General features: G+C 63.6%; 14 protein-coding genes. 1 reads left to right on the top strand and 13 read right to left on the bottom strand.

Annotated features, from left to right (window positions below; all coding sequences use genetic code 11):
- The first annotated feature begins 42 nt into the window (after positions 1-42).
- Complete coding sequence (gene phoU / locus P0M12_RS06080) at positions 43-738, top strand: phosphate signaling complex protein PhoU (RefSeq protein WP_003940130.1); 696 nt, start codon at positions 43-45, stop codon at positions 736-738.
- A gap of 58 nt (positions 739-796) precedes the next feature.
- On the opposite strand, the gene P0M12_RS06085 is transcribed toward phoU, so the two are convergent.
- From P0M12_RS06085 to P0M12_RS06145, 13 genes are all read right to left on the bottom strand, one after another.
- Positions 797-1,543: an SDR family oxidoreductase gene (locus P0M12_RS06085; RefSeq protein WP_064443788.1), complete on the bottom strand. Its 747-nt coding sequence runs from the start codon at positions 1,541-1,543 to the stop codon at positions 797-799.
- Positions 1,544-1,633: 90 nt separating this feature from the next.
- Positions 1,634-2,371, bottom strand: a complete 738-nt coding sequence (locus P0M12_RS06090; protein WP_064443787.1) for an urease accessory protein UreD — start codon at positions 2,369-2,371, stop codon at positions 1,634-1,636.
- Positions 2,371-3,114, bottom strand: a complete 744-nt coding sequence (ureG, locus tag P0M12_RS06095; protein ID WP_020908922.1) for an urease accessory protein UreG — start codon at positions 3,112-3,114, stop codon at positions 2,371-2,373. Before ureG ends, P0M12_RS06090 begins: the two co-directional genes overlap by 1 nt.
- A complete protein-coding gene (locus P0M12_RS06100) occupies positions 3,107-3,796 on the bottom strand; it encodes an urease accessory UreF family protein (protein ID WP_042451391.1) in 690 nt (229 codons plus the stop codon). The genes ureG and P0M12_RS06100 overlap by 8 nt, the downstream gene beginning before the upstream one ends.
- Before the next feature lie 4 nt (positions 3,797-3,800).
- Positions 3,801-5,510, bottom strand: coding sequence for an urease subunit alpha (locus P0M12_RS06105; protein WP_064443785.1), 1,710 nt, complete (start codon positions 5,508-5,510; stop codon positions 3,801-3,803).
- Positions 5,507-5,977, bottom strand: a complete 471-nt coding sequence (ureB, locus tag P0M12_RS30415) for an urease subunit beta (protein WP_007733849.1) — start codon at positions 5,975-5,977, stop codon at positions 5,507-5,509. Before ureB ends, P0M12_RS06105 begins: the two co-directional genes overlap by 4 nt.
- Complete coding sequence (ureA, locus tag P0M12_RS06115; RefSeq protein ID WP_003939800.1) at positions 5,974-6,276, bottom strand: urease subunit gamma; 303 nt, start codon at positions 6,274-6,276, stop codon at positions 5,974-5,976. The genes ureB and ureA overlap by 4 nt, the downstream gene beginning before the upstream one ends.
- Positions 6,277-6,556: 280 nt before the next feature.
- Entirely contained in the window at positions 6,557-7,333 is a 777-nt protein-coding gene (gene pstB, locus P0M12_RS06120; protein ID WP_003939968.1) for a phosphate ABC transporter ATP-binding protein PstB, read from the bottom strand.
- A 58-nt stretch (positions 7,334-7,391) separates the two neighbouring features.
- Positions 7,392-8,300, bottom strand: a complete 909-nt coding sequence (gene pstA, locus P0M12_RS06125) for a phosphate ABC transporter permease PstA (RefSeq protein ID WP_003940100.1) — start codon at positions 8,298-8,300, stop codon at positions 7,392-7,394.
- Between the two features lie 3 nt (positions 8,301-8,303).
- On the bottom strand, positions 8,304-9,395 hold the full coding sequence (gene pstC / locus P0M12_RS06130) for a phosphate ABC transporter permease subunit PstC (protein WP_007733846.1): 1,092 nt from the start codon (positions 9,393-9,395) through the stop codon (positions 8,304-8,306).
- 62 nt (positions 9,396-9,457) lie between these two features.
- Positions 9,458-10,576 (bottom strand): phosphate ABC transporter substrate-binding protein PstS, encoded by a 1,119-nt coding sequence (gene pstS / locus P0M12_RS06135; protein WP_099697845.1) that lies wholly within the window; start codon positions 10,574-10,576, stop codon positions 9,458-9,460.
- 193 nt (positions 10,577-10,769) lie between these two features.
- On the bottom strand, positions 10,770-11,669 hold the full coding sequence (gene mshD / locus P0M12_RS06140; protein WP_277377524.1) for a mycothiol synthase: 900 nt from the start codon (positions 11,667-11,669) through the stop codon (positions 10,770-10,772).
- A 1-nt stretch (position 11,670) separates the two neighbouring features.
- On the bottom strand, positions 11,671-12,423 hold the full coding sequence (locus tag P0M12_RS06145; RefSeq protein ID WP_003939728.1) for a response regulator transcription factor: 753 nt from the start codon (positions 12,421-12,423) through the stop codon (positions 11,671-11,673).
- Positions 12,424-12,551: the final 128 nt, after the last annotated feature.

Consider the following 12,551-nt stretch of genomic DNA (forward strand, 5'->3'; position numbering starts at 1 on the left):
TGCTTGTGACTTGGTCTTTCACGGCACGTAGGCTCTGACCTCATGCGCGTGGCTTACAACGAACAGATGACCGAGCTTGCAGACACGCTCGGCGAGATGGCAGGACTGGCAGGTGCCGCTATGGAGCGCGCCACCCAGTCCCTGCTCCAGGCAGACCTGTCCCTGGCAGAACAAGTAATCGGCGAACACGACAAGATCACCGAACTCAGCACCATCTGCGAGGAGCGCGCGTTTGCGTTGCTCGCCCTGCAGGCTCCAGTTGCCGGAGATCTGCGCTCGGTGGTCAGCGGAATCCAGATCGTCGCCGACATCGACCGCATGGGCGCACTCGCCCTGCACGTCGCCAAGATCGCGCGCCGCCGACATCCCAACCACGTGCTTCCTGAAGAGGTCAACGGCTACTTCGCCGAGATGGGACGCATCGCTGTCTCCATCGGTGCGGCCGCCAAGGTCGTCCTCGAGACCCGCGACCCCGAGCGCGCTGCCCGTCTGCGCGAAGAAGACGAAGCGATGGACGACCTCCACCGCCACCTCTTCACCGTCCTCATGGACCGTGAGTGGAAGCACGGCGTTGCCGCCGCAGTCGACGTCACGCTGCTCGGCCGCTTCTACGAGCGATTCGCCGACCACGCCGTCGAGGTCGGCCGACGTGTCATCTTCCTGGTGACCGGCAAGCTGCCCGAAGAGCCCGAAACCACCGAGAAGGTCGACAACCTCACCTCGTACCCGGATCTCTGAACCCAACCGTCCACGTGAGTAAAAGGCGGCCGCGCACTTGCGCGGCCGCCTTTCCTATTCAGTTCTCGTGCAACCAGGTTTCCAACGTGGGTCCTGCAGTTGTGGATCCCGGCGCGGGCAGCAGCGCCCCACCCTTCATCGCCTTACCCGCTCCCGGCATCGAGATCGGGATCAGCCACTTACGTCGGGAACGGTATTTCAAGATCTCGCGCGTCATGGCCGGGATCTCGAGGACCTCGGGCCCGGCCAGGTCCGGAGCCCTCCCGGTCGGACCGTTCTGAGCGCAGGTCACGAGCGCCTCGGCGACGGTCTTCGCTGCCACCGGTTGTGACCGCATCCGAGGAACCATAGCGATCGGCCCCAGTCCGAACAGCGCGATCGTCTTCTCGCCGAACTCGAACCACTGAGTGGATCGCAGGATCGTGAAAGGAATACTCGACGCTTCCACCGCGCGTTCCTGCGCAGCCTTCCCCTGGTAGTAACCGAAGGACTTCAATCGCGGATCGTCGCAGTTCACGATCGAGAGCAGCACGTGATGCTTCACGCCGGCCCTGGCTTCGGCCGCGGCGATGTTCTTCGCTGCCGTCTCGAAGAACTCGATTGCCTTCCTGGCACTGTTGGTGACGTGATCACTCACGTCGACGACCACGTCGGCACCGACAAATGCTTCGTCCAACCCCGCACCCGTGGAGATGTCTACTCCCGTCGATCGAGCGGCGGCGACGACGTCATGGCCCCCGATTTTCGCCTGCTCGACGACCAGCTTTCCCATCTGGCCGGTTCCGCCCAGAACAACAATTCGCATGATGCCTCCGTCAAACCTGTGCGCCCGGCTCTCTTCGGCCTGGTCACATACTGGACGACGCAGCCTCCCGAAGTGTGACGGTAGGGCGAATCAGTCGCTGTACTTCTGCGAAACCCGCCCACGCCACCGCGACCAGATCGGATCCAACGCTGCGCTCGCCTCGTGTGCGTGATCGGCCACGGCCCGTGCCAGCATCCCTGCTCCCGCCAGCGGCGTCACGTGCCCCTCGACGTCGTCGGAAGTCTTCATCCCCAACAGCATGGTCGTACCGAGCACACGATGACCACCGAGAATTCCCGGCAGCGAACGGCCCGGCACGCTACGCAGGTCGAGAGTTTCCACGAGCAGCGCTTCCCCGCCGACGGTAATGCGCTGATCCGAGCGAAGCGCACCGCCGGTTTCGCCGGTCCGGCCGAACACGATCATCTCGTCGAGCAGCGCAACCGCATCGGATTCCAGTGAAATATCCACGCGCCTGGTCACATCCGCGCCGCCCGCGACGACAAACGGTGCCGCACGCCAGATCAGCGCCGCACCGGCACCGACGCTCGCCGAAGCCGACCACGACGCCCGGCCGCCACGCGCGTTGTACGCGACGGTCCCCGACGGCTCGATCACCTCGAGACACGTACCCGGAGCGACTACGAATTCGATACGCAGGTCGTCGCCGGCCAACAGCGTTGCACTGTGCCCTACCAAGGCAATTCGCACGGTGAGCCCGCGAGCGTCGACGAACCGCGGGGCCAGGAAGTCGCCCGAGATCAGCTCTCGCGCAACAGCGGTGTCACCCACTCTCTCGACGACGACCCGCGTAGCTCCAGTGCGCATCAGTGAGCGTGAGAGTGGCTGTGCCCGTGACCGTGACCGTGGTCTTCTTCATCGGCATGGAAGTGCGGCGCCATCGGCCCCGGATCCTGCGGGGTGTGACTACCCGCACGGTGAGCTGCGATGACCTGGCGAAGCCACGCACTGAGTTGGTCGATCGTCGCGTGATCCTTCTGGCTGAGCGCGAGAACGGGAAGTCCGTCACGCGCGGCCGTGGCATCGGCCACCATCTGGACCGCGTCGACGTCGACGTACGGGGCCAGGTCGATCTTGTTGACCACCAACAGATCTGCCCGCTCGATGCCGGGACCACCCTTACGTGCGACGTCTCCGCCGCCCGCGACGTCGATGCAGAAGATCTGGGCGTCGACCAGTGCCGGGCTGAACGTGGCGGTCAGATTGTCACCGCCGCTTTCCACGATCACCATGTCGAGGGGATGGAACTGACGCTCGAGGTCTTCGACCGCAATGAGATTCGGCGTCACGTCGTCACGAATAGCCGTGTGCGGGCACGCACCGGTCTCGACTGCGACGATGCGCTCGATCGGCAGAACGTTGGCCGCGCGCAACAGTCGCGCGTCCTCGTCGGTGTAGATGTCGTTGGTGACCACCGCGATCTCGTACTCCGACGCGAGTTCGCGGCAGATGGTGGCGATGAGGGTGCTTTTGCCGGTGCCGACGGGGCCGGCAACGCCGAGCCTCAAACCTCTTGCAGCAGTGGTGGTGTTGTTCAGGTTGTCAAGCACGGAAAATCCTCCTGGATCGAGCGTGGTGTTCGAGTGACCATTGTTCGACCAACGGCCCTGTTGTTGCGGGTATATCTGCGACGCCCTCGACGGCTACGGCAGCCGCGGCGACGGTTTCGATGGTCGGGGCTGCTCGGAGCAACCATTCGACCGGTTCTGCCGGATCCACCGGCAGTAGCTTCAATGCCGCCGACGCCACCGTTTGGGCGTCGTCGTACAAACAAGATCTGGCTGCCTGCAGGTCGTCCATCCCGGAGACCGCCGTGAAGACGCCCAACGCGAGCGGACGCATCGGATGCCCAGGCAGCGCCATGAGCATCTGCACCGCGGGGTGCTGCGGCCACAATCGCGACGCCAGTCTCGCCAGCCCACGGCCGAGCTGAATCGACGCCTCACGCAGCGGTGCACTGGGAGTCCGAGCGAGCAGTTCCCTCGAGATGTCCTCGAGTTCGCCTGCACTACCCTCACTTACGGCCCAGCGGCGCGTGACCACCGTTGCAGCGGCCTCGACAAGTCCGACTGTTTCGAGTCGACCGCGAATGAAGTCAGGGACCTGACTCTGCAGGAGTCCGCCCGCCAGTGCCGGTTCCAACCCCGACGAGTGCGCGTGACCGCCGGTAGGCAGACGCCCGTCTGCCAAGAGCATCGATGCTATCTCGGCAGACGCCGTCTCGATCGACATGGTTTCAGAACAGCATGTAGCGCTGAGCCATCGGCACCACGTCAACGGGGTTGGGCGCGATCAGGTCGCCGTTGACCTTGATGGCAAACGTCTCCGGATCGACGTCGATGGACGGCAGCGCCGTGTTGTTCGGCATATCCGCCTTGGTGAGGTGCCTCGTCGGACGAACACCGGTAAGGGTGCGCGTGAGACCGAGACGGTCGGCCAGACCGTCCTCGATGGCCATCGGAGAGACGAACGTCGTGGACAGGTGCGGGGCCGATCCCGGAGTCGCCGCGATGGCCGGGCGAACGAACACCGGCTGCGGGGTCGGGATAGCAGCATTCGGATCACCAAGCGGCGCAGCAACTATCGCCCCGCCCTTGATCACGGCAGAAGGACGGACTCCGAAGAACGCGGGATCCCACAGCACCAGGTCCGCCATCTTCCCGGCCTCGACCGAGCCGATCTCGTGATCGATACCGTGCGCCACCGCGGGGCAGATCGTGTACTTGGCGACGTAACGCCGCGCACGCTCGTTGTCGGCCGGCATGCTGGTGCCCAGCTTGCCGTACTGTGCCTTCATGACGTGAGCCACCTGCCATGTCCGCAGGGTCACCTCACCGATACGGCCCATCGCCTGGGCGTCGGACGAGGTGATCGAGATGGCTCCGATGTCGTGCAGAAAGTCTTCTGCTGCAATCGTTGTCGGCCGGATCCGGGACTCGGCAAAGGCAAGATCCTCCGGAACCCGGGGATTGAGCGCATGACACACGATGAGCATGTCGAGGTGCTCGGCAACCGTGTTGACGGTATGCGGCAACGTCGGATTGGTCGATGCCGGAAGAACGTTCGGCTCACCTGCCGTCACGATGATGTCCGGTGCGTGCCCGCCGCCGGCGCCTTCCGCATGGAACACGTGGATCCCACGTCCGGCGATCGCATCCAAAGTGTGCTGTACGTAACCGGTTTCGTTGAGACTGTCCGCGTGCAGCGCTACCTGGAGGCCGAACTCGTCGGCTGCTCGCAGAGCGGCGTCGATCGCAGCCGGAGTGGAACCCCAGTCCTCGTGAACCTTGAATCCGCCTGCGCCCGCGAGAGCTTCCTGACGCATGGCCTCATGGCTGACGGTGCTGCCCTTGCCGAGAAGAAGAACGTTGAGCGGGATGTGGTCGAGGGCGCGGTGCATCATCGTCAACGACCAGGCGCCGGGCGTGACGGTGGTTGCCTTGCTTCCCTCGGTGGGACCCGTTCCGCCGCCCGCCACCGTCGTCGTACCGGTCGCGAGCGCCTCCATCATCTCGATTTCACTGAGGAAGTGCACGTGAGTGTCGATCGCACCCGCGGTGAGGATCTTCCCTTCGCCGGCGATCACGTCGGTGCTCGGCCCGATGAGCAACTTGGGGTGCACGCCATCCATGATGTCGGAGTTACCGGACTTGCCGATCGCAACGATGCGTCCGTCGCGAATTCCGACGTCTGCCCGGACGATTCCCCAGTGATCGAGAATCACCGTGTTGGTGATGACGACGTCGAGAGCGCCCTGGTCGCGAGTGGTCAGGCCCTGGCCCATCGACTCGCGGATGCTCTTACCGCCGCCGAAGACCATCTCGTCGCCGGTCGCGGTGTAGTCGTGCTCGATCTCGATCCACAGATCTGTGTCGGCCAAACGGATCTGGTCGCCTGCGGTCGGGCCGTACAGGGAGGCGTAGCCGCGTCGATCGATCCTGCTCATTCGGCTGTCCTCTCAACTGTCGTCGCGGCGTCGTCCGGTGAATCCGCCTCGACTGGAACATCACTCACACGCACGTTCACCGAGGACGCTCGCAAAGGTTCTTCGACCTCGACGCCGGGCGTGCCGAACGGCATGACGGTCTTGGGCTCGCGCGCATGTGTCGGTAGGTCTTCGTCCGGCACGATCTGCAGGCCCGGAACCCTTTTGAGTCCGCCGAGCGCGATCAGTGTCACCGTTCTGCTGACCCCGGGTTCGAACCGAACCGACGTTCCCGAGGGGATGTCGAGCCGGAAGCCGTCTGCCGCTTCGCGATCGAAGGTCAACGCCGGGTTGGCCGCGGGAAGGTGGAGATGTGAACCGATCTGAATGGGGCGATCGCCATCGTTGACGACGACCATCGTGATCTTCTCCGCGTCCGTGCCGAACTCGAGCGGTTCGGTGGACACACGTACCTCGCCGGGAATCATCGAATGGGCTCCGTCACGGTGACCAGTTTGCGACCGTCCGGGAAAGTGGCCTCCACCTGGACGTTTGCAATCATCTCGGGTACCCCTTCCATCACGTCGTCGCGGGTGAGCACTTGCCGACCGGCGTTCATCAGTTCCGCAACCGTCATTCCGTCACGCGCGCGCTCGAGAATCCAGCACGAGATCAGTGCCATCGCTTCGGGGTAGTTCAGCAGTACCCCGCGCTCGCGGCGGTCACGGGCGACCATGCCCGCGACGCTCAGGAGCAGCTTTTCGGTATCTGAAGGGGTGAGGTGCACTGACAAGCCCTTCCGGTTGTGAAACGACATCGATCGACAGCGTGCTGTCGGGCCGAGATTAGCATTGTCCGAAGCGTCGTCAGTATCCACGAGATTCACGTCGTCGGCTACTTCAGCGCCCACTCGGCGCACTTGCGCTGCTCATCGAATTATTCGGGCGCCCAACGACGCTCAGCTCTGCGCACCGGAGTGGGAACTATCACCACAACCAAAAAGTTTCACCCCCGTCTCCTGTTGGAAACGGGGGTGAAACATGATCGTGCAGGGTTGATCCCGGGACCTATCCGAAGCGGCCGGAGATGTAGTCCTCGGTGGCCTTCTGCGTCGGGTTCGAGAAGATCTTCTCGGTGTCGTCGATCTCGACGAGCTGACCGGGCTTGCCGGTTGCCTCGAGGTTGAAGAATGCCGTCTGGTCACTCACACGCGCAGCCTGCTGCATGTTGTGCGTGACGATGACGATCGTGAAGTCCTTCTTCAGCTCGGTGATCAGGTCTTCGATCGCGAGAGTCGAGATCGGGTCGAGCGCGGAGCACGGCTCGTCCATGAGCAGGACGTCGGGCGAGACCGCGATGGCACGCGCGATGCACAGACGCTGCTGCTGACCGCCTGAGAGGCCGCCACCGGGCTTGTCGAGGCGATCCTTGACCTCGTTCCACAGGTTGGCACCGCGCAGCGAACGCTCGGCCACCTCGTCGAGCTTCTTCTTGCTGCGCTCGCCCTGCAACTTCAAGCCCGCGACGACGTTGTCCTTGATGGACATGGTCGGGAAGGGGTTGGGTCGCTGGAACACCATGCCGATGGTCTTGCGAACACCGACCGGATCGACGTTCGAGCCGTAGATGTCCTCGCCGTCGAGCAGCACCGAACCCTCGACGCGCGCACCGGGAATCACTTCGTGCATGCGGTTGAGTGAACGGAGAACGGTGGACTTGCCGCAACCGGACGGGCCGATGAAGGCGGTGACGCTCCGGGGCGGGACGGACAGGCCCACATCGGCGACGGCGTGGAACTTGCCGTAGTAGATGTTGACGTCCTTGAGATCCAGACGCTTGGCCATTACCGGCTCCCTACTGAGTTGTTGACGCTGTTGAGTACGAACATGTTCCGAGGCCGCATCACTTACTTCTGACCTGTGAGAAGTGACCGATCAGCTTCGCGACGATGTTGAGGATCGCGATCAGCAGGATCAGGGTCAGTGCTGCGCCCCAGATGCGGTTGGTGCCGGCGTCGGTGGGGTTGTTCATCTCGGCGACCATGACGGAAGGCAGTGTGCCCATTTCGCCGTTGAACAGGTCGAAGTTGATGAACGGTGCGTAGCCGACGAGGATCAGCAGCGGTGCGGTCTCACCGAGCACGCGGGCCAGGGCCAGCATGACGCCGGTGATGATGCCGGGAAGTGCCGTCGGCAGAACGATTTTCGAGATGGTCTTCCACTTCGGCACACCGAGCGCGTACGACGCCTCTCGCAGATCCATCGGGACGATGCGCAGCATTTCCTCGGTGGAGCGGATGACGACCGGGACCATCAGAAGGACCAGAGCCAGTGACACCGCAAACGCGGACTTGGGGAAGCCGAAGGTCGCGATCCACAGGGCGTAGATGAACAGCGCGGCCACGATCGACGGAACACCGCTGAGGATGTCGACCATGAACGTGGTCAGCTTGCCCAGCTTCGACTTCCGGTCGGCGTACTCCACCAGGTAGATCGCGACGAAGATACCGAGCGGGATGGAGAAGACCGCGCACACGATGCCTTGCAGCAGGGTGCCGATCAAGGCGTGATAGATACCGCCGCCGTCGGCCGACGCCGTCAATCCGCTCAGCGAGTTGGTGAACCAGGTAGGCGACGTCAGAGCGGGCAGGCCCTTGGCGATGACCGTGAAGAGCACCCAGACCAACGGGATGAGCGCGATGACGACTGCCAGGCTCACCAGGATGGTCGCGATGACGTCCTTGGCACGACGACGAGCGCCGACGCCTTGGAAAGTGGGGGCCTTGACCGGCCGGTCCAGAGTGGAGGTCATGGGTCAGTCCTTCTTTCCGGCGATCACTGCGCGGGCAGCCGCGTTGACGACGAAGGTCAGTACGAACAGCACCAGTCCGGCCGCGATGTACGCGCCTGCCTGGATGTCGTTGTTGAACTCCGCGTAGCCGAGGGCGATCTTGGAGGCGATGGTCGAGCCGCCGTCGAACAGCGACCAGCCGAAGGCCTGAGAGGTGGTGCGCAGGATCAGGTAGAGCGCCATCGTCTCACCGAGTGCGCGTCCGAGACCGAGCATCGAGCCGCTGATGTAGCCGGACTTACCGAACGGGATGACCGTGGTGCGCACAACTTCCCAGCGCGTGGCGCCGAGGGCGAGTGCGGCTTCGATCTGTGATCGCGGGGTCTGGATGAACACCTCGCGGGTCACTGCGGTGATGACCGGAAGGATCATCACGGCGAGGACGATGCCTGCGGTGAAGATGGTGCCGCCGCCGGTGATCGATCCGCTGCCGTCGGCGAAGAGCGGGAACCAGCCGAGAGTGTCGTTGAGCCACACCGCGACCGGGGTGATCGCCGGAGCAAAGACGAGAAGTCCCCACAGGCCGTAGACGATGGACGGCACAGCTGCCAGAAGGTCGATCGTGTACGACAGTGGCCGCGTGAGCCACTTGGGTGAGTACGAAGTCAGGAAGATCGCGATGCCCAGTGCGATCGGCATCGCGAGCACCAGTGCGAACAGCGAGACCAACACCGTGACCTGGAAAAGATCGAGGACACCGAACGCCATCGCGTTGATGTTCTGCGTGACCCATTCACGGCTGGTCAGGAAGTTGACCTGGTTCCGGCTCAAAGCAGGAACAGCACGCCAGATCAGGAACGCGCCGATCGCCGCGATGACAACCGTGATGAAGATTGCCGAACCGGAGGCGAGCGAGCTGAAGATGCGGTCACCCGGACGGGTCACCGTCTTGCTGTTGCCGCTACCCGGACCGTCACCCTTCGGAGGATGCTCGGTTTCTGGAGCCTTGGTGGAAGTAATCGTGTCCTCCGTGGTGCCGTTCGGACCGCCCACCCCGGCCCCGCTGGTTGCGGGGCCGGGAGAACGAGATGTCGAGGTGATGGGCGCGTCACTCATGCGCGCTCACTTCCTTCACGTCTGAATGTAAATCCATGAGCTTGTCCGCACGAGTCTCTAGGTCAGCTGATTGCCGTGATGGACGCGTTGAGGCGATCCTGGACGTTGGACGGCAGCGGGACGTAACCCTGCTCGGCCAGGTTGGCCTGACCCTCGTTGGCCGCGCTCGTCAGGAACGACTTCACTGCTGCGGAGGTGTCCGCGTCGTAGCCCTTGGAGCAGACGATCGAGTACGTGGCGAGAACCAGCGGGTAGGCGCCGGCTTCGTTGGTCTTGAAGATCGACGCGAGGTCGAGCGTCAGGTCGCCGGTTGCGTCGGACTTGAACTTCGCGCCTGCGATCGACTTCGCGGCCGTGTCGTTGGTCAGTGCGACTGCCTCGGAGCCGGTGTTGATTTCGGCAACCGAGAGCTTGTTCTGATCGGCGAACGACTTCTCGACGTAGGTGATCGAACCCGGTGCCGTGGCAACTGCCTGTGCAACGCCCGCCGAACCCTTGGCGCCCTCACCGACGCCACCGGTGAAGTCGGACCCTGCGCCCGACGTCCAAGCACCGTTCGATGCCGCGTCGAGGTACTTCTGGAAGTTGTCGGTGGTACCCGAGGAATCGGAGCGGATCACGGTGGTGATCTTCTCGTCGGGAAGCGAAGCACCGGAGTTGAGCGCGGCGATTGCCGGATCGTTCCACTTGGTGATGCCGCCGTTGAAGATCTTCGCGAGAACCTCTGCGTTGAGAACGAGCTTGTCGACGCCGTCGAGGTTGTATGCAACTGCGATCGGGCCGAAGACGAGGGGAAGGTTCCAGGCTTCGCCGCCGACGCAACGCTCCTTGGCCTTGTCGGCCTGCTCGTCCTTGATGGCCGAGTCGGAGCCGGCGAAGTCGATCTGGCCGGCGATGAACTGTGTACGACCGTCGCCCGAACCGCTGGGGTTGTACGCGACGTTGACCGTCTTGCCCTTTTCCTGGCACACGGAGATGTAAGTGGCGACGAACTGGTCCATGGCGTTCTTCTGTGCCGAGGAACCAGCGGCAGAGAGGTTGCTCTTGCCTTCGCACGTTGCGTTCGATGCGGACCCGTCCACACCCGTCGACGACGAGTTGTTGTCGCTGCCACATGCGGCCAAGGTCATGGCGCCCACGGCCACTACACCGAGCAGGGCACCACTGCGCTTGAGATTCACCAAGATCCTCCGGAAATCGCTACCGCCACGCCCACGATCGGGCGGCGACATGAGACGCAGAATGATTGAAATCTGCATCAGGCAACACGGCGCTGCCCACAGAGAAAAGTAGGCGGGCGCGGTGTCCGGCTGGACCACACATGGTTAACGGAGAATGAACAGACTGGACATTTCTGCGTGTCCGACTGTGACGTCAGAGCGCGCGGGCGTAAGCCATGTCCACGTGGAACCGATCGAAGCCGAGTCGTTCGTACGTGTGGAGGGCAGCCGTGTTGTCGCCTTCGACGTACAGAAGGACGGTTCCGAGGCCGCGATCACGCAGGTAATGCATGCCCGCGAGAGTCAGCACTCGGCCGAGACCTCGTCCCTGCGCCGCGGGATCGATCCCCACGACGTACACCTCCCCCAGCTCCGGATCGTCACCTTCGGGTGCGTGCACCTTGGTCCAGTGAAAGCCGAGAAGAGTATCGGGATCGGTGTCCGCGAACGCCATGAACAGACCAGCAGGGTCGAACCAACCTTCGGCCGTTCTCTCGTCGATCTCCGCCTGGGTCCAGCCACCCTGCTCGGGATGCCAGGAGAAGGCCGCATTGTTGACGCGAAGGATCTCGGAATCGTCTTCGGGTCCACCATACGTCCGAATCGTCACACCTTCGGGCACAACGATTTCCGGAAGCTGCGGAGCATCGAGTGGTCGACGCAGCTGCAGGAGTTCACGAACGCTGACCAGATCGAGGCTCTTGGCGAATTCGACTGCGGCGTCGACGTTTCCGTGCGCCCAGACACACGTGCCCGGCCGGCCCTCGTCGAATACCGCTGCGGCAAGCCTGGTTCCGATGCCGCGGCGCCGCGCCTGCGGGTCGACCACCAACTCGGCCATGTCGGGATGCTCGTCCGAACCGGCTTGCAGCTGCGCATAACCGACGACTGCATCGCCGTCGAGTTCGAGGAAGTGTCGCGCGGCGCCGCGCCCGGCAACGGCATGGCGCCCCTGTTCCGACACGGGCGCCTTGCCGTCGAACTCGGTTGCGCGATCGAGAAGCGCGGAAACCTGCTCGGCGAATCCAGCCGGCAGTGAATCTGTCCAACCCACGTCAGACCACCGATCCGTCGGCCGCGTCGTAGTCGACGTCCTCGTCGTCCTCGAACTGAACGGGAGCAGCTGCGCCACCCTTGGCCCTGGTCGGACGCACTGCCTTATATCCGACATTTCGGACTGTACCGATCAAGGACTCGTATTCGGTGCCGAGTTTCGCCCGCAGACGACGCACGTGGACGTCGACCGTCCTGGTGCCGCCGAAGAAGTCGTAGCCCCACACTTCCTGCAGCAGCTGCGCCCGGGTGAATACCCGTCCGGCGTGCTGCGCGAGGTACTTGAGCAGCTCGAATTCCTTGTAAGTCAAATCAAGGGGCCGTCCACGCAGTCGTGCCGTGTACGTCCCCTCGTCGATAACCAGTTCGCCCAGCGTGATCTTTCCCGACGCTTCCGGACTGGCCACACCGCCGCTGCGGGCGACCAACAACCGCAATCGGGCGTCCACCTCAGCCGGACCGGTACCGGGAAGCAGGATGTCGTCCAACCCCCAGTCGGCGTTGACGGCAACGAGTCCGCCTTCGGTGAGGACGGCGACCACAGGTACTGCGGATCCTGTGCTTCCGAGCAATCGACACAACCCGCGTGCGGCAGCCAGATCGGTGCGCGCATCCACCAATGCCACGTCCGCGGAACTTGCCTCGAGTAGCGAGGAAACCTCTGTGGGGGCAGGCCGAACCGAGTGCGCCAGCAACGCCAACGCCGGTAGTACAGCTTCCGGGTTGGGGTCGGAGGTGAGGAGGAGCAGTTCCACACGGCCTCCTATCTAGTAGCCCGCGCAACCCGTGAGGGCAACGCTCGAGTAGTTCGACGCTTTTGGTCGGTCCCTACATTAGCGTGCCTGGTACCGGGGCCGTCGCATCGAACCCCGACCGGAGTCCG

This window comes from Rhodococcus sp. RCBS9 (assembly GCF_029457415.1).
Taxonomy (GTDB): Bacteria; Actinomycetota; Actinomycetes; order Mycobacteriales; family Mycobacteriaceae; genus Rhodococcus_F; species Rhodococcus_F qingshengii.